We start from the raw sequence: 17,204 nt of genomic DNA, 5'->3' as shown, positions 1-17,204 counted from the left end.
GGGGTCTTGTTCTCTTATGATTTGTGATTTATATCTTCTCACGCTCTCCATAAATTGACACATATTCTTTTTTAGAGGTGCTGAGATAGGCAGTTACCTTTTCTTTATCCAGGGAAAAATATCTCTGTAGTTTCTGAATAATGATATCCTCCGGAACCTGTTTTTCCAAATTATCCATGATCAATGGTCGTATTCCTTCTTCGCGGACTTTTAAAAGTCCCTCTTCCCTGCTGATCTCCTTCTCGCTGGCTGCCGCCTCAAAAGAAGAACCAGGAATTATTTTCGGACATTCAATATGTGTCAATACCATGGTATTCTCTAAACCACGCCCTTTTGCAGCAGAATATTCGCATATAACGCCTTCTCTCCCGTAGCGATAACAGCATAGGCCTTCTTCGCTTCCTCATAAAATGCAAAACGCTCGATATGGCCTATTGCACTGCCCTCCAGTCCGCTGCGCCGCTTCACGATTTCCTCATACGTATCCCATATGGGAGTTTCAACCGTATCTCCGCTCATAACTTCCATCAGACTGACCGGCTGGCTGACATAGGAGTCCAATGGGAAGAGCTCCAATACAGCCTCCAGCACTTCCGGGGCGGAGTGTCCATCCATGCGGATCACGATCCCGCCCCTTCCTATGGATTCCGACGGGAAATTACTGTCAGCGATCACGAGGGTGTCACTGTGCCCCATCTCGCATAATACTTTGAGCAGCTGCGGGGACAGGATTGCAGGTATTCCTTTCAGCATAGTTCTACTCTCCTCACTTTCCGTATTTCCTGTAGCCGGGATGTCTTCCAGTCACCTGATAGCCTTCCCGCATGGAAATCAGGCGGTCAATATTCTCCCTTGAAATCTCTTTTGCCCCTCCCAGCAGATAGGCGTTGAGACTGATTTTCGCAAACAGCTCCAGCGTCTCCATCCGGTAATACGCCGTGATTAAGTCCGCTCCGACAGTCAGCGCTCCGTGGTTCTGCAGGAGAAGGGCGTCATGTTCTCCCAGATATGGCGCAATCCGGTCGGGCACTTCGTAGGTAGAAGGCGTTCCGTAAGGCGTCACGGGTATGGAGCCAAGCGCAATTACTGTTTCAATCATGGAATATTCGTCCAGAGGCTTATTGGCTACGGCATACCCGGTTGCAACGGGCGGGTGAGCGTGAAGAACAGCTCCCACATCCTCCCTCTCTTTATAACAGCGCAGATGCATTTTGATCTCCGAGGACGGTTTCAGCCCGGCTGGCGCATCCAGGACCTGACCGTCCTGATCGATGTGTACCAGTTTTTCCGGCGTGATAAAGCTCTTGCTCATCCCGGTCGGTGTTGCCAGAAATGTTCCATCCGGCAGTTTTACCGACACATTGCCGTCATTGGCCGCTACCCAGCCCAGCTGCCACATTTTATGGCAGATATCGCAGATATGTTCTCTCAATTCCATATACGTTAATTCCATGTTCTTACCTCCGGATTTTTAGTTACAATTCACGGCTGCTTTGTCCGTCCCCGCCGTCCGGTCCGCGCTGGTGGTTCGCACTCCGTTTCCTGTGACTTTGCAGGGTATTAGCGGTTCTTAACGCGCAGAATTTTTCGTTCAGGGGAAATGCCCACCTGTTTGAGCGCAGCGAGTTTGGGCATTTTCTCTGGCTTTTAGAAAAATACTGCACGTTTAGAACCGCTTATACCCGAAACCGGAACTGGAAACGGAGTGCGAACCACCAGCGCGGACCGGACGGCGGGGACGGACAAAGCAGCCGTGAATTGTAACGATTTTAAAGTATTTCCCTGTATCTTTCATAGGCCTCTTCCCAGATTTCCCGGTCGCACGGCTCGTAGACAACGGTATGCAGAGTATCCGCCAGCGCGCATCTCGCCTGAGTGAGGCCGTTTAACTCTCCCAGTGCCATGAACTGAGCCATGGTATTTCCATAGACGGTCGCCTCCACCGGTCCTGCCACTACAGGCAGGCCGCAGGCATTGGCAGTCATCTGACACAGCAGGCCGCTCTGGGCACCGCCGCCGATAAGATGAATGACCGGGTACTGCTTTCCCGTACATGCTCTGATCTCGTCCATGGCTTTCCGGTACGCAAGCGCGAGGCTCTGATCGATGCAGCAGACGGTTTCCCCCTCAGACTGTGGAACCGGCTGCCTTGTTTTCCGACAGAACTGCCGGATTCGTTCAGGTATATCACCGGATGGGACAAATTCCGGCGCGTCCGGATTAATCAGGCTTTTTAAAGGTTCCGTGCAGGCGGCCTTCGTCTCCAGTTCTCCAAATCCGTATTCCTTTCCTTCCCGTATCCACTGTCTTCTGCTCTCCTGAATCAGCCACAGACCGATGATATTCTTTAAGAATGCGTATTTGCCTTCCAGTCCGGCCTCGTTGGTGATATTAAATTTCTTTGACATTCCGCTGATGACCGGCTCCGGAAGCTCCGTTCCGAACAGCCCCCACGTTCCACAGCTGATAAACAGGAAATCCTCTTCCCGGGCCGGAATTGCCGCCATGGCGCTCTGGGTATCATGGCCAGCCACAGCGATCACCTCCATGGCCGGCACCCCCAGTTCTTTTTGGATTTCCGGACGCAGGCTTCCCGTTCTGACTGCTCCGGGGAGTATGTCACACATCATTCCTGCCTGGAGTCCAAGGGATTCCAGCAATCCGAAGGCCCACTTTCCCTGCCTCATATCCATCATCTGGGTGGTAGAGGCAATGGATTTTTCACTGATTTTCGCTCCGGATAAGAAATACTGGAACAGGTCCGACATCAGAAGGAGGGCGTCTGCCCTCTCGAGAAGCTCCGGCCTCCGTTCTTTTACAGCCATCAGCTGAAAGAGCGTGTTGATCTCCATCAACTGATTCCCGGTCAGTTCATAGAGAGGGTCTCTGCCGACCATTTTCAGCGTCTTTTCCATCATTCCGGCTGTCCGCCCATCCCGGTAGTGAACCGGATTATCCAGAAGCCTTCCCTCACGGTCCAGCAGACCGAAATCAACGCCCCAGGTATCCACGCCGATACCGGAAATCTCTCCGTAAGCCTTTGACTTTACGATTCCCTGTTTCATCTCGAAGAAGAGACGGAGCACATCCCAGAACATGGTATCTCCCAGTTTCACCGGATCATTGGGGAAACGGTGGAGCTCGGAAATGGTAAAGGAAGCCCCGTCAAACCCGCCCAGCATCACACGACCGCTGGAAGCTCCGTAATCAACTGCCAGTACCTGTTTTTCACTCATACTGCCACCGCCTTACCGGTACACAGGCCCGAACGCGGCGCAAGCGCGGTAATCCTGGCCCTCCGGATCCATGCCAAAGGCATTCCATGCGGCCGGACGGAAGATATTCTCCTCTGGTACATTGTGCATGCTCACAGGTATTCTGAGCATGGAACACATCGTGATCAAATCGGCGCCTATATGGCCGTAGCTGATGGCGCCGTGATTGGCCCCCCAGTGATTCATCACGTCGTATGCGGTGGCAAATGCTCCCTTTCCGGTCACTCTCGGTGCGAACCATGTACACGGCCACGTATAATCGGTTCGTTTCCAGAGCGTATCACTCACTTCTTCCGGCAGCTTTACGGTCCAGCCCTCTGCGATTTGAAGGACAGGTCCCAGCCCCTTCACAAGATTTAAACGAATCATGGTTACCGGCATCTCACAGTCGGTCAAATATCTGGATGAAAATCCGCCTCCCCGGAAATATCCGAAATCTGCTTCATTCCAGGTCGTGGCTGCCATGATGGCCTTCTGATCCTCTTCCGTCACCTCATACCACGGCTTCATCACAGAATTTCCGTCAGCGTCCTTCGCGCCTCCATTGGCATCGAGGCACGCCGCGCCGGAATTAATCAGATGAAGAAACCCATCCGCCTCCTTCGCCCGTCCTTCCAGCTCGTAGCCCGCCGCCCGTTTTACCGCGTCGCCGCTCCAGTAGGTCCGGACATCGGCAAATATCTGTGCTCTGCCTGTCAGCAGTTTCATGAACATCATGCCAAGGCCGTTTAGGACATCATTTTCCGTTGCCAGTATGTAAGGCTCTCTTGCTCCGTTCCAATCGAAGGAGGTATTCAGCATTGCCTCCGGGAAGTCACAGTTAGGGTAGAAATCGGTCCACTGGCGCTGTCCCTGGAAACCGGCGGCAATGGCGTTATGGCCCACCTTTTCCTCCTCACAGCCTTCCGGAAGGTTCGGGTTTCCATTCATCAGATCTTTGATAATGCACATCATTTTCGCCAGGAATTCCCAGTCCTTGTCCTTCTCTTCGCGGCTCTTTCTCACTTCCTCCGGATTCTTGTCAAATCCTTCCATACAATACTTCTTCGTCCAGGCCAGAGCCTTTTCATATTCTGCATGATCGTAGATTTCGTCTGACATTCTGCGGATGATCTCCACCTCATCGACCGACTCCACGCGCATTCCCAAGTATTCTTCTATAAAGGCAGGGTCAATGATGGAACCGCCGATTCCCATACAGATCGATCCGATCTGGAGATACGATTTCCCTCTCATGGTCGCCACCGCCACCGCGGCACGGCCGAAACGAAGCAGCTTCTCCTTCACATCCTCCGGAATCTCCGTATCATCCGCTTCCTGTACGTCGTGGCCGTAGATTCCGAACGCGGGAAGCCCTTTCTGCGCATGGGTGGCCAGGACAGAAGCCAGATAAACCGCGCCCGGACGTTCTGTCCCGTTGAATCCCCAGACGCCTTTGATGGTCATCGGATCCATGTCCATCGTCTCCGCCCCATAGCACCAGCATGGAGTCACTGTCAGGGTGATGTCCACGCCTTCTCTGCGGAACTTATCGGCGCAGGCCGCCGTTTCCCCCACTCTTCCGATGGTCGTATCCGCGATCACCACCTTCACCGGCTCGCCGTTGGAATAGCGTAAATGCTTCTCGAAAAGCTCTGCAGCCGCCTTCGCCATATTCATGGTCTGATCTTCTAAAGACTCCCGCACCTTTAAATACCCTCTTCTCCCGTCAATGGTCGGTCTGATCCCGATCACCGGATAGCTTCCCACTAATCTGCTCTCTGCCATGTTACATTCCTCCTTGGAAAATCGTTTATTCTTATGAGATCATAGTACCATCTCTTCGACGTATTTTCTTGTCTTATCATGGCAAATAGTTGGACAATATTCCGATTCATCCATTGCGCAATCCGCACCTGTACCGTATAATTGGAAATTATATAGAATAAAATTCATGTTTGAAGTTGGTGATTTTAGATATGCATTATATAAAATATAAAGAAATGAAACATCATGGAACTGCAGATTTTCCGGCAGGCTATTACCATGTCACGGAAAGTCATCCGCAGTATGCCATGCCCTACCACTGGCACGAGGAACTGGAGCTGATTCATATCATAAGTGGCACGTTCCACGTGACGATCAATGAAACCACACGGACTGCGGCCGCCGGCGACATTCTGCTTGTCAACAGCGGCGGGCTTCACGGCGGAACGCCCTATGACTGCGTCTACGAATGCCTTGTATTTCCTGTCGGCCTTCTTTTCAGCCAGACCTTTGACTCTGATTTTTTAAAGCGGCTGGACAGACAGGATTTGATCCTGGAGGAATATTTCCCGGCTGGGGAAGATACCGCGATTCACAGTCTGCTTAAGCGCCTCTTTGCGCTCATGCAGAATTCGGAGGAAGGAGGAAAGCTGCAGTGCCTGGGACTGCTCTGCCAACTTATGGGACTGCTCTGCCTGGATAAGCGGTATACCGTCTCTGACAAATCGGACTTATCCAGCCACAGGAATCTCTATCTTCTAAAGAATGTACTGAACTACATCGATGCCCATTATACCGAGAAGATCACCTTAAACGAACTGGCCCGCACGGCCGGGATGTCACCGAAATACTTCTGCCATTTCTTCTCCGAAATGACCGGGCGGACGCCCATCGATTACGTCAATTACTACCGGATTGAGAGGGCCTGCTGCCTGCTGGCGGGCACAGACAGCCAGATCACGGATATCGCCATGCTCTGCGGCTTTAACGATGTCAGTTATTTCACCCGGGCGTTTAAAAAATATAAGGGAAAATCTCCGGGGCAGTATTTAAAGGCTCCTCTGTAATTCTGTTACCGGTTTCTTCTCCTGTCCACTGTCTGGTTTAACTTCTCCGACATAACAAACAGAAGGACCGTCAGGATGAGTATGTAATACGGAAAACTGCTGATATTGATGCTGGAGGCCATAAATCCGAACAGGGGCGGCATAAATGTCGTTCCGATATAGGCGCTGGCCATCTGTACGCCTATAATGGACTGGGAATTTTCCCTTCCGAAATTATAGGGTGTTGCATGGATAATCGCTGGATATACAGGAGCACAGCCGAAACCGACTACAACCAGACCGGCAAGAACCAGCATATTGGTTTTTACCGGAGCCGCAACAAGAATCAGTCCCGCCACGATCATCGCGATACCGATACGGATCAGCCCGCGGTCTCCCAGCCAGTCGGCTACAAAACCGCCTAAAAAACGTCCAAATGTAATACCGAAAAAGAACAGGGCGGAATATCCTGCAGCCAGATTCACGTCGATTCCCCGATACTGCACCATGTAGCTGCTCGCCCAGAGCATCGTCGTCTGCTCCAAAGCGCAGTAAGAAAAGAATGCCGCCATCACCAGCGGAACGCCCTTGATTTTCATGGTCTGAAGGAGGCCGAGAGCCTTTACAGGGCCATTCTCTGTGCCGTCTTCCTGTGTATGGCTTTTCTTTCCCCCATTCACCTGTTTCCAGAGCGGCAGGCTGATGAAAAGTCCGGCCGTCAGAACAAACTGTATGATGGAAACCGTGCGGTACCCGCTGTGCCAGCCATAGCCGCCGGTCAGGCAATATCGCATGATATAGGGACTGGCAGCGGCGCCGAGTCCCCAGAAGCAGTGAAGCCAGCTCATGTGGCGGGAAGCATAGTGCAGAGCCACGTAGTTATTAAGCGCTGCATCGACCGCTCCCGCGCCAAGGCCATAAGGGATGGCCCACAGGCACAACAGGACAAAGGAATCGGATACGGAAAATCCGAATAATGCGGCTGCCGTCATGAATACGCTGACGGCGGTCACCAGACCAGCACCAAACTTCTTCGTGAGACGGTCGGAAAGAAGGCTGGAAACAACGGTGCCAGCCGCAATCACCATGGTAATCATACCTGCATAGGAAACCGGAACATTCAGCTCCGTATGCATCACAGGCCAGGCAGAACCCACCAGTGAGTCCGGCAGTCCCAGACTGATAAAAGCCATATAGATGATAACAAGCAAAAACGAATACATAATCTTCTCCTCCTGAGTAACCGGCAGTATTTCCGCCGCGCCCTATTTCTTCAATCCCATGCATTTTCCCAGAGTCTCCAGCATCTGATCCACCTGGATCGGCTTTGAGAGATGGCTGTTCATGCCGCTGGCCAGCGACTTTCTCGTATCCTCGTCGAATGCGTTGGCCGTCAGGGCGATAATGGGAATTCTGCGGGCATCCGGACGCCCAGAGGTTCGGATACGTCTGGCTGACTCCAGTCCGTCCATGACCGGCATGCGGATATCCATCAGAATCACATCAAACCAGCCGGGCTCTTTCCCGCAGTAGATATCCAACGCTTCCTGACCATCGGCCGCACAGACCACGGCGAAGCCGTTCATCTCCAGAATCGTCTGCGCTATCTCCTGGTTCAGTTCATTATCCTCGGCCAGAAGAACACGACTTCCCTGGAAATCAGGAATGTCCACGTTCTGTTCCTGCACATGGATCTCCTCCGCATCTTCGCAGGCATATTCCAGGCTCAGGGTAAAGAAGAACTCCGATCCCGTTCCCGGTTCGCTGCGTACTTCCAGGGTACCGCCCATCATCTGCACCAGGCGGCTGGATATGGACAGTCCCAGTCCCGTTCCTCCGTGGCGGGAAGCGGTAAGCGCGTCCGCCTGCTCAAAGGCATTGAAGATTCTTCTCATGGCAGCCGGTTCGATGCCGATTCCCGTATCCGTGACAGAAAAACGAATCAACGCTCTCGGCTCTTCCTCCAGTACTTTAACCCGGACCGCAACGCTGCCAAGCTCCGTAAATTTTACGGCATTTCCAATAATATTGACCAGAATCTGGTTAAGCCGCAGGCTGTCTGCCCGGAGCGGCCGTTTTTTCCTGTAGTCATTTTCAAAGGTCAGCTCCAGATGCTTCTCCTCGGCCTGGGCGCGGAATAAGGACTCCAGATTGGAGAGCTGCTGTTCCAAATCTATGGATTCATAGCTTAGCTCCATCTTACCGCTCTCGATCCGCGACATGTCGAGAATATCATTAATCAGCCCCAGCAGATAGGTGTTGGCCGACTCGATCTTCTCTAAACAGTCCAGCGCTTTCTCACGGTCATCCAGCACACTCTTGGCGATAATCGTCATACCGCTGATGGCATTCATCGGAGTACGGATTTCGTGGGACATACGGGACAGGAAATCTGTTTTTGCCTGGCTCACGGCGTCGGCTTTGGATTTCATGATAAAAGAGGGAATAATTTTCACCAGCTCTTTTAAAAGCTTCCTCTGTTCCCGGGTCCACTGATAGTTTTCCTGATCGACTTCAAAGCTCATGGATCCCACGTACTCCCCATAGTTCCAGATCGCGGCATGAAGACAGGAGGCGATATGGGAGATTCCGTCTCTCACATTGTGATCGGCCAGGCCATCCTCATCATACATGTTGGCGCAGATTTCAAAATCCTCCTCCGAGGCATAGAAATCCTGTCCAAGCTGCAGATCCGAATGGTGACGCGCCCACTGGTAGGAAAAATGGTAGGACAAAAAGGCTTTATCCGCCTCAATAATCGATACCCGGTCGAAATGGTAGTTCTTTCCGATACGAGATAGCAGCAGAAACACGGCGTCGTTGATATTCTTCGACCGCCCCAGCAGTTCCAGTGCAAAGGAAACGAGATCCTTCTCCGGATGCAGAATCTCCCGGTCAACCGTATTTACCTGGAACTCATCCGGATACATCTGTGTAAGCAGCACGCCCACCTCCCTGGAGGTATCCAGATAACAGGCGGCGTTACCCCTGCCGTGATCCTTGACGTATTTCAATGTACTCTCGGCACAGCAGTACAGCGCGTTATATTCGTCCGTCACTTCGGTACTGCACATACCGATGCTGGCTGCAATCCGGATATCCTTTTCCGTGTTGAGGATGATATTCTGTATCATGGCAGCGATGCGCGGACCGATGATCCCGGCTTCCTGTTTGTTGCAGTCTTTCAGAAAAAGCATAAACTCATCTCCGCCCAGGCGGGCTTTAATGCTCTCCTTTTCCGTCACCTGCCGCAGAACATCCGCCACCTCCTGCAGAACCGCATCCGCGAAGATATTGCCCTCTTTCTGATTAATATCCTCAAAATCGTCCATATCCAGAAGCATCATGACGCCATGCTCCCCCGGCTCTCTTCCTGAGGCCAGGTACTCCTGAATCAGACGGATCCCGCTCTCCTTATTGTACAGTCCGGTCAGGCTGTCGCGGGATCTGGCTTCTTTCAGCGCCGTCTCCATCTCCTTCTCACGGGTAATGTCTTCCACAATCCCTATGACAAACTGCGGATTTCCTTCTTCATCGCTGAGTATCACAGACATGGTCTGGCGGCTCCAGTAACGGTTGTCCTTCCCGCGGAATTCGCAGGTAGCCGTCCGTTCTCCGCGGTGAATCTGATCGTACATCGCATAGAAGGCTGGATAATACGCTTCATCCACCTGTTCCTCTGCAAAACTGTGCGGCATATTTTCATACCGGCTCCGGCAGTGATATGCCTCGTAAGTCCGCTCCGGAACCTGACACTCACAGGTCTGCGGATAGTAATAAAATTCACAGGTGGTGGTATGCTCAAGAGCCAGATGTATGATTTCATTGCTCGCCTCTACCTGTCTGGTCAGACGCAGTTCATTCAGTTCCGCCCTCTTCCGGGCGTTGATATCGATAAATACGCTCTGGATAATCTGCTCTCCGTCGCTGTCCAGAAGGACTTCCGCGCTGCCGATGATCCAGCATGGGATTCCATCCTTCTGAAGCAGTCGGTATTCAAAATCGGACTTATCACCGGTCTCATGCAGCGTATCGATCTCTTTTAATACAGTCTCCCGGTCTTCCTCCATAATCAGCATCGGCAGATCCCAATCCTTTTTTTGCCAGAACTCCTCCGGTTCATAGCCGAATATACGGATCGCCTCCCGGTTGGCATTTTTAAATTCAACGCCCATACCGGTCAAACGGTACTGCACAATGCCGCAAAGCATGGACTGAAAAAGATGGTCATACTGGTTCGCCTGCCGCTCCCGCTCCAGTTCATACCGGTCCAGCGTGGATTTCGGAAGATACTCGCCTTCTTCCTGCTGTCTTTCGGGTGTCGATGCGTGAATCGATGCGATTCTGCATCCCCCATCCTCTCCCTTGACACAGGCGGCGCTCACCCGAAACCAAAAACCGGGTTCTTCACTCCCCGGCGGATATACATCAGCCGTGAGAAGCACGACGGCACACTGGTCGGAAACAACCGTCTCTTCGAAACTGTCATACTCTATTTTCATCGGTTCCGGCGCCTGGGCAAATTCCGTATGCAGCGCCTGTTCCGTCTGGTCCCGTCCCTTTGACAGTTCAGACTTTCCAGTTCCCACCCAATGCACGGTATCTGTCACACAATCCAGCGTGTCCTTCACATTCCGCCGGATCAGATACGCATCAAAAAAAGAACGGACCGTTTTGCCAGCCTCGCCCGGTTGTATCATAACTCCACCTCTTTCTGTACTTTATCATAAATACAAGATTGTATCACGTTCTGACTGTTCGCTTGTTCTGATTATTCTTAAATTATAAAGCAGATCAGGGAAAAACTCAATCGAATAAGTCAGATAGATTACAACCGCCGCGCAATCTCCTTCATATGTCTCCCATCCGTCTTCGGACAGCCTGTAACCTCACACAGCTTCCCCGCATAATTTATACAGAGGAGGAGACACCATGAAAAAACTACTTTTTTGCAGAAAATGCCTCTGTGCGGCACTCAACAGAATTCCTCTGGTCGATAAATGCCTTCTTGTATTTTTCCTTGTACTGCTGACCCAGTCCGCATACAGCCTGTTTTCCCACAACGGAACCGGTTCGGAAATTGAGCATATCGATGTGATTGTGCGGACATCCTCCGCCGCCATATTCGGCTATATCTTAAGCGCCAACTTTATCCTGCAGGCCGAGGGGAAATCCAGGCAGACCAAAATCAGGCAAGCCCCCCCGGATAATGGAGACGAACACTTTTCTTCACAGAGTGTCCCTTCCTACGATTCCACAGAGGATGCAGGCCCCGGTTTTGAACCGGAAAAGGAACAGTTCGGAACCGGAGACGCGGAAAATGACGATTCAGAATCCCTCCCGGCAAAATTTCTGACCGGCAGGCTGCAAATCCTGATTGCCACATTCATAGGATTATTCTGCCTGATTACCCTGATCCTTCTGCGCAATGTCAACGCCCTTAACTCCGACCTGCTGTCTTCCTCTTCGGTGGCAGCCACAACAGCGCAGTTCAGGGATTTCGTATCGGGATGTGTGGGATTTTTAATCGGATGCCCCACGGAGAAACAGAGTTAAACAGAGCTCATAAGAAAAGGTACGGCCAGCAGACTCATGATAGTCTGCCAGACGTACCTTTTCTTCCGCATACTTATCCGTATTTCGGACTCTGAAGCTCAAGGGTCCTGCGGAGTCAGTGTTCCGCTGTTCAACAGTAAATATTTGTTCCTTTTCCAGTCCCCTTCATCTCTTGCAGGCACTCTGCCTGCGACTGCCGGTCTTATCCATTATCTCAATTTCTTTTTCATAATGTACATCGCCTTTATACCAGCCAGGCGCATTAAGATACTCCTCTTCATGGTCTCTGTTCTGTACCCCATCTTCTCATAGAGTGAGACAGCCGGCAGATTATCCATCAGCACGTCGAGATACAGCTCATCAAAATCCAAACCGGCCTCGGCAAACGTTAAAAGCTGCCCTCCCACTCCTTTCCTCCTGTATTCCGGTGATGTCGCTATAAAATCAACGTATCCGCTTCGTTCCCCTTTCACAGCGGGTATGCTAAGCATTTTGCCCAGCTGCCACGCAAGTATCTTCCCTTTTACCGGACCGAATACAGAGACACACGTCTCCTCATTCATCACGATGGCCCTTCTCCTGGAATCAGAGACTGCGATCAGGCCGGCTACCCGGTCCTCCTTTAAGAGCACGTAAATCAAATCCAGCTGCATACAGGGTGTAAAAAGTCTCTGCAGAAGCTCCCGTTCCTTCGTTATTCCCTTAAACATAGAGAAAAAACTGTCCACTAACAGCGCGGCTGTCTGCTGAACATGTCTTGCCTCCAGCTGGTTTAAGCACCTTATCTCTGCATTTTCCATACTACGCGGTCCCCTCCGTCCCTTTTAATATGCTGACGATCCATTCCGCCTGCGGAAATGGAGTCTGCGGATATACAGCAAGCTGTTCCGCGATTCCCTGGATACTGCACCAGAACGTGCAGGCCAGCGCCTCAGGATTCCCTCTGCGGATATCTCCCGCCTCCTGCCCCTTCCGGATCAGTTCCACGGTTTTAGCATAACGGGTCTCCTGGGACGCCAGAATCTGCGTGATCCGTTCCGGCGTCGTGCTGCTTCTCAGCGCCTGTGCAATCAATACAAAGAATTTCGCCCCCTGCGGATTCATGCGAATCATATCCAGGATCTGATTTGTCACATTCGTAAAAAAGTTCAGCGGCGATCGCTCATCGGTCTCCATCCACGCCTGGGAGGATTCTGTCCCGATGCGGATAAGCTCCTCGTACAGTCTCTCTTTCGTCGCAAAATAATGAAACAAAAGGCCGTCGCTCATATTTACCGCCTTTGCGATATCGCTGGTCTTCGTCGCCGCATACCCCTTTTTTACAAACAGATCCAGGCCTGCAAGTAAAATTTCTTCGCGCCGTTTCTCTTTTTTCTGGTCACGCGTATTCATAAACAGGATCCTCCAGTTCATTCATTAAGCTTCTATTCATTGAGTATTTACTTAATAAGTTTAATAGAAGTCATACCGAATGTCAAGGAAAATCACCGTTTTTACATTCATAGCTTTCGCATACGTTTAAATCGTCTCTGATTTTTCACTTACAGAGTATCCCATCTGGTAAAACGCCAGGCTGAACACCAATATGACGCACAGGACGGCGAACATCATGGAGGCAGTCGCCTCTTTCAGCAAATATCCGCACAGGACCGGTGATATGGATAGTCCCAGAACGATCATATTCTGTGCGCCGAGGTATACCCCTCTCTGCTCTTTTGGAGTAATCTTTATAATAAATAAGTACTCCGCCGGCACAATGGCCACTTCGCCAAAGGACAGCAACACAATCGCCGCAGTAAGCCACAGCATGTCCGACCGAAAGATTAAAATTATCAGGCCTGCCATCATGGACCCGACAGCGAACCGCACCCATCTCATGATTGTTTTCTTCCTGATAACTGCGCTCACAAAGTACTGCAGTCCCATCACAATTGCGGCATTCAGCGCCGAAATATAGGCCACTCTTCGATACGCCTCATCATAGGGCAATACGGAAGAAAAGAACAATGACATAAATGTAACCAGCGCTCCGTATATCATCATGGACAGCACGCCGCCAACTGTAAAATAAAGCAGCCGCTTATCCTGTACCAGCAGCCTCATGGTCTGCCTGATTCCCAAATCTTCCGTTTTGCCCACATCAATTTTCCCATTGACCGGACTGCTCACCAGCGCCTTTGAATAGACAAAGAAAATGAGCGTTATCAAAACCAGGCTTGCAGATGCCACATAAAACGGAAAGCGAAGATCAAGCTTCACCAGTACCGTACCCAGTACAGGCCCCACCATAGCGCCGATGTTCTCCAGAATGTATTTAATGGAAAATGCTTTCGTACTTTCCTCCTCTGACAGCATTATGGAAAACCAGGCATTGGTAACAATAGCCAGGGATGAGGACGCAATGTTAATCACTATTAATACTCCAAGAATAAGGAATCCATTTGACATTCCCGGAAAGATTAAGTAACTGACTGCCATCACAGAGAGTGACAGCGAAAAAATCTTTTTCTTATCACAGCGGTCTATGAGAAATCCGCAAAAAATGCTCATAATCGTCCCCGATAAACTGCCCAGTCCGATCAGATATCCGCTGTTCTCTACGCTGATTCCGAGACGGTTTCCCAGATACATGGGCAAATAGGGCGTCAGCGCCCAGTATGCCACCGCTTTAAAAAATGCACACAAAATAATTACACAGACTGCCTTTGGAAATTTCGGCAGTATTCTTCCAGTTACTTTCATTTTCCCTCTTTCCTGCAGCCTTTCTGTGTATTCTGAATAACAGTGAAACCCATCATTCAGCGCCATGTTTTTAGCATTAAAAAAAGTGCTTTTGACAAATCAAAAGCACCCACTGATCGACTATAAGAGAAAGGCTACAGAAAACTCCCGATCGTAAACAGCATGACTTTTTGATTTATCAATAATCTCTTATTCGTCATGATATTCACCACCCTTCCTGATTTCTTTAAGTGTACCATAAAGGCTGCTGCCTGTAAAGCAATTCTTATTCGCCGCAAACGATTAATTTTGTAATCCCGTTCCGATCCATGTATACTTCCTGGCATCCGCCCAGCATACCTTTGGAATAAAACATTTCCATCTCCGTTCCCCCATTTCTCAACGCCAGATCCCCCTCGTTCTCCGGTCATCACCCGTTATTTTCTTCAGGAGTTAGGATCATCGGCTACGAGTCTGCATTGATGGCAGACAAAATCATACCGTATCTTACGGGATATCACATGATTCTGATTAACCCACGGTTCCCCGCACTTTGGGCAGACCGGTTTATTCTTTTTGTAATAAGTAAACAGAAAATAATAAAATGGCTTTCCCGTCTTTTCTTCCATGATACTGCAGTATTGAAGCGCTTCCTTCGATAAAAGGCTGTTCGGGTCGTGCATCATTTTATAGCCATGCCGCTCTCCGATTCCTTCATAAAATTGCCGGTCACAGGCCCGGTAAGCTTTTTGCCATCCTAACAGGTCGAAATACTCCGTGCCGTCATAGGTTTTCGGAAACTTGTAGAGCGGTACCGGGCATTTACAATCACCGCAGATAATCGGAGATGCAACCCACAGGCACTCCGAAAACAGGATATAATGGCTGGGAACTTCACACGTACAGCTGTCCTCCACATCATAATTTTCTCCGATATAGAGCAGCTCCGGCGGCTTTGCAGAGTCTTTGCATACATCCTCAAAAAACTCCCGGGTATACCGGTTTCCATACTTTTCACTCAGAGAATCCCGTTCCGGCGCTACGATTCTGCAGGCAAAATATTCTGCGCATTTGACTGTATTTTGAAATTCAGACAAAATCTGGCCATTCTTATACAGACAGGATATAAACCACTGCATATTATCAATAAACACATCGAGTTTCTCCGGTTCGAATGACCGGGGATAAAAGCGGTATTCATATGTATACATTGGGATACCTCCCTCTTATATTCCAATTTTCTCATGATCAAAACACGTTTCTGCTCTGCAGAAGTTCCTTCAGAACCACCATCTCACCGGCCGTCACCGTCACGCCTTTTCCATACGCCGTATGGTCCTCGTTCCACGTTCTGATATCATAGACGGGTTCCCGGTCATCCCAGCCTCCCGTTCCATGAAGTACGAAGTAGACAGGGGATTTTTCTAAAGAAAGGTCAATACAAAATGGATCTGCGTTTCTGTCCGCTATGACAAGATAATCTTTTGTGCAAGTTACTCTACTGCATGATCAGAGGCGGCACTGCCAGACAATTTCACTTGGTTCACAGAGAATCTGCAAACAGGCAAGGAAGAATGAACAGAAATCGGTTATAGATTCCCGGCCCAACTTCATTGCCTGCTTAAGTTTTGATTATGAATTTACTGCAATAAGTACACTCATAAGATTCCCCTTTACTGCAGTGATCATCTCAACTCACGTTCTATAGAAAGTAAATATGAGTACGGATTTTCCTGCAAAAGAGTTTTTTTATCTACATTACAGGAAACAATCGAAGCTATCATAGATACTCCCACTCCGGCAAAAATAGAGTTTTTCAGAGGCAATCCTAACAGTGCCATAGGTACTCCCGTCGCACTTGCATTAAATAATGATACTTTGAGAAGATTATCGGTAATCCATTTGATTTTTGAACTCGTCAGAGCCGCTTTGAAACTATTTAATGCTGGTAAGAATTCATTAATATATAAGTCCTTTACCTCTTGCTGCATTATCTCAATTGGCTTTTCTTCAACGAAATTCTGTGTAAACGCCGCAAGTTGTGTTCGAAATCTCCCCAATTCATCTTTGTGATGATTTCTAAAACTGACTAAATCTTTAAGGTTCGTATTTGGTGAAATTGAAATACTGCTTATAATGAGATTTAGTCATAAGCCTTGTTCCAGTTGATGATCTTTTGGGCGCCTGCTACGAAAACGATCTTCAGGCCTCATCCCCGTTCGATGGCCGTATTTAACTGTATTACCTGCTTTAAAGCACGATTCATGATCTGTAACCATACCCAACGAGTGATCTTCACACAATTTATTGGCCAATACTATCATGTAGATATATGCTAATTCACTATCTAAATAATAAATTTCATTTTTCTCCAAATTTTTACTAAGATATCGTATTTCATCCTGTATTTTCCAAGACATCTTTTTGCTGTAAATGCCGCTATTGGGTAAATTTTCAAGGGATTCCCTAACCCCATAAGATCTTTCACTGACCAATTTTCCGCCATACTTTTTAGTATTTGCTGTAAAAAAGGTTTCTTTGAATTTAGGCCTATTCAATAATTTTATTATGTCATTTTCTATGCCAACAACAGACCTGTCATCAGAATTCACATAAAGAGGTTTTAAAAATCCAATATCTGCCAGATATTGGGTATCCGGCTGCACATAGGGTTGATCAAGATCCTCCGGAACAATGGTAGATATAGAGTCCCAGAAAAGAATAGCAGTTTTTAACCAGTTTGTATCTCTTATATCAATCGATGGATAATACAAAGCATTTGAAAATGCAGGCCGCATAGTAAATCTCCTCTCCGATTTTGATCATCTAAACTTATTGTACCATATTATTACAAAAAATC

Annotated in this window: 15 protein-coding genes; 2 read left to right on the top strand and 13 right to left on the bottom strand. The window is 49.3% G+C overall.

Features of this window, described 5'->3' with window-relative positions; translation table 11 throughout:
- Positions 1–28 precede the first annotated feature (28 nt).
- The 5 genes from M1L66_RS15260 to M1L66_RS15240 all read right to left on the bottom strand — a co-directional run bounded on the left by M1L66_RS15260 (position 29) and on the right by M1L66_RS15240 (position 5,042).
- A complete protein-coding gene (locus M1L66_RS15260) occupies positions 29–310 on the bottom strand; it encodes a hypothetical protein (RefSeq protein WP_434693911.1) in 282 nt (93 codons plus the stop codon).
- Positions 311–318: 8 nt separating this feature from the next.
- On the bottom strand, positions 319–753 hold the full coding sequence (locus tag M1L66_RS15255; RefSeq protein WP_187024416.1) for an RbsD/FucU family protein: 435 nt from the start codon (positions 751–753) through the stop codon (positions 319–321).
- 13 nt (positions 754–766) lie between these two features.
- Complete coding sequence (locus M1L66_RS15250) at positions 767–1,453, bottom strand: class II aldolase/adducin family protein (RefSeq protein WP_434693908.1); 687 nt, start codon at positions 1,451–1,453, stop codon at positions 767–769.
- A gap of 316 nt (positions 1,454–1,769) precedes the next feature.
- Complete coding sequence (locus M1L66_RS15245; RefSeq protein WP_434693906.1) at positions 1,770–3,236, bottom strand: rhamnulokinase; 1,467 nt, start codon at positions 3,234–3,236, stop codon at positions 1,770–1,772.
- A 12-nt stretch (positions 3,237–3,248) separates the two neighbouring features.
- Positions 3,249–5,042, bottom strand: a complete 1,794-nt coding sequence (locus M1L66_RS15240; RefSeq protein WP_434693904.1) for an L-fucose isomerase — start codon at positions 5,040–5,042, stop codon at positions 3,249–3,251.
- Between the two features lie 191 nt (positions 5,043–5,233).
- Here M1L66_RS15240 and M1L66_RS15235 point away from each other — a divergent pair, with 191 nt between their 5' ends.
- Positions 5,234–6,088 (top strand): helix-turn-helix transcriptional regulator, encoded by an 855-nt coding sequence (locus M1L66_RS15235; protein WP_187024420.1) that lies wholly within the window; start codon positions 5,234–5,236, stop codon positions 6,086–6,088.
- A 5-nt stretch (positions 6,089–6,093) separates the two neighbouring features.
- Here M1L66_RS15235 and M1L66_RS15230 read toward each other — a convergent pair whose 3' ends face one another.
- The gene (locus tag M1L66_RS15230) at positions 6,094–7,290 is read right to left on the bottom strand and encodes an MFS transporter (RefSeq protein ID WP_434693901.1); all 1,197 of its coding nucleotides are present in this window, start codon (positions 7,288–7,290) and stop codon (positions 6,094–6,096) included.
- 42 nt (positions 7,291–7,332) lie between these two features.
- Positions 7,333–10,767 (bottom strand): diguanylate cyclase domain-containing protein, encoded by a 3,435-nt coding sequence (locus M1L66_RS15225; RefSeq protein ID WP_434693898.1) that lies wholly within the window; start codon positions 10,765–10,767, stop codon positions 7,333–7,335.
- Between the two features lie 232 nt (positions 10,768–10,999).
- On the opposite strand from M1L66_RS15225, the gene M1L66_RS15220 reads away from it, so the two are divergent.
- Entirely contained in the window at positions 11,000–11,623 is a 624-nt protein-coding gene (locus tag M1L66_RS15220) for a hypothetical protein (protein ID WP_434693897.1), read from the top strand.
- A 209-nt stretch (positions 11,624–11,832) separates the two neighbouring features.
- On the opposite strand, the gene M1L66_RS15215 is transcribed toward M1L66_RS15220, so the two are convergent.
- The 6 genes from M1L66_RS15215 to M1L66_RS15190 form a co-directional block, all read right to left on the bottom strand.
- Positions 11,833–12,423, bottom strand: coding sequence for a GNAT family N-acetyltransferase (locus M1L66_RS15215; protein WP_434693894.1), 591 nt, complete (start codon positions 12,421–12,423; stop codon positions 11,833–11,835).
- 1 nt (position 12,424) lies between these two features.
- Positions 12,425–13,015 (bottom strand): TetR/AcrR family transcriptional regulator, encoded by a 591-nt coding sequence (locus tag M1L66_RS15210; protein ID WP_187024425.1) that lies wholly within the window; start codon positions 13,013–13,015, stop codon positions 12,425–12,427.
- A gap of 126 nt (positions 13,016–13,141) precedes the next feature.
- Positions 13,142–14,365 (bottom strand): MFS transporter, encoded by a 1,224-nt coding sequence (locus tag M1L66_RS15205; RefSeq protein WP_187024426.1) that lies wholly within the window; start codon positions 14,363–14,365, stop codon positions 13,142–13,144.
- 425 nt (positions 14,366–14,790) lie between these two features.
- The gene (locus tag M1L66_RS15200) at positions 14,791–15,555 is read right to left on the bottom strand and encodes a DUF2310 family Zn-ribbon-containing protein (protein WP_434693890.1); all 765 of its coding nucleotides are present in this window, start codon (positions 15,553–15,555) and stop codon (positions 14,791–14,793) included.
- A gap of 474 nt (positions 15,556–16,029) precedes the next feature.
- Entirely contained in the window at positions 16,030–16,404 is a 375-nt protein-coding gene (locus M1L66_RS15195; RefSeq protein ID WP_434693887.1) for a hypothetical protein, read from the bottom strand.
- 87 nt (positions 16,405–16,491) lie between these two features.
- Positions 16,492–17,142 carry a hypothetical protein gene (locus M1L66_RS15190; RefSeq protein WP_434693885.1) on the bottom strand — a complete coding sequence of 217 codons (651 nt, stop codon included), beginning with the start codon at positions 17,140–17,142 and terminating at the stop codon, positions 16,492–16,494.
- Positions 17,143–17,204 lie beyond the last annotated feature (62 nt).

The sequence above is a fragment of the Hungatella sp. SB206 genome (assembly GCF_051132295.1).
GTDB lineage: Bacteria > Bacillota > Clostridia > Lachnospirales > Lachnospiraceae > Hungatella > Hungatella effluvii.
The sequence above is the reverse complement of the archived record's forward strand: the minus strand, read 5'-3'. Positions and strand labels throughout refer to the sequence as shown.

What these genes read in the sequence shown, in the direction of transcription:
- M1L66_RS15260 (WP_434693911.1), bottom strand. Translation starts at nt 310, where the DNA reads ATGGTATTGACACATATTGAATGTCCGAAAATAATTCCTGGTTCTTCT.
- M1L66_RS15255 (WP_187024416.1), bottom strand. Translation starts at nt 753, where the DNA reads ATGCTGAAAGGAATACCTGCAATCCTGTCCCCGCAGCTGCTCAAAGTA.
- M1L66_RS15250 (WP_434693908.1), bottom strand. Translation starts at nt 1,453, where the DNA reads ATGGAATTAACGTATATGGAATTGAGAGAACATATCTGCGATATCTGC.
- M1L66_RS15245 (WP_434693906.1), bottom strand. Translation starts at nt 3,236, where the DNA reads ATGAGTGAAAAACAGGTACTGGCAGTTGATTACGGAGCTTCCAGCGGT.
- M1L66_RS15240 (WP_434693904.1), bottom strand. Translation starts at nt 5,042, where the DNA reads ATGGCAGAGAGCAGATTAGTGGGAAGCTATCCGGTGATCGGGATCAGA.
- M1L66_RS15235 (WP_187024420.1), top strand. Translation starts at nt 5,234, where the DNA reads ATGCATTATATAAAATATAAAGAAATGAAACATCATGGAACTGCAGAT.
- M1L66_RS15230 (WP_434693901.1), bottom strand. Translation starts at nt 7,290, where the DNA reads ATGTATTCGTTTTTGCTTGTTATCATCTATATGGCTTTTATCAGTCTG.
- M1L66_RS15225 (WP_434693898.1), bottom strand. Translation starts at nt 10,767, where the DNA reads ATGATACAACCGGGCGAGGCTGGCAAAACGGTCCGTTCTTTTTTTGAT.
- M1L66_RS15220 (WP_434693897.1), top strand. Translation starts at nt 11,000, where the DNA reads ATGAAAAAACTACTTTTTTGCAGAAAATGCCTCTGTGCGGCACTCAAC.
- M1L66_RS15215 (WP_434693894.1), bottom strand. Translation starts at nt 12,423, where the DNA reads ATGGAAAATGCAGAGATAAGGTGCTTAAACCAGCTGGAGGCAAGACAT.
- M1L66_RS15210 (WP_187024425.1), bottom strand. Translation starts at nt 13,015, where the DNA reads ATGAATACGCGTGACCAGAAAAAAGAGAAACGGCGCGAAGAAATTTTA.
- M1L66_RS15205 (WP_187024426.1), bottom strand. Translation starts at nt 14,365, where the DNA reads ATGAAAGTAACTGGAAGAATACTGCCGAAATTTCCAAAGGCAGTCTGT.
- M1L66_RS15200 (WP_434693890.1), bottom strand. Translation starts at nt 15,555, where the DNA reads ATGTATACATATGAATACCGCTTTTATCCCCGGTCATTCGAACCGGAG.
- M1L66_RS15190 (WP_434693885.1), bottom strand. Translation starts at nt 17,142, where the DNA reads ATGCGGCCTGCATTTTCAAATGCTTTGTATTATCCATCGATTGATATA.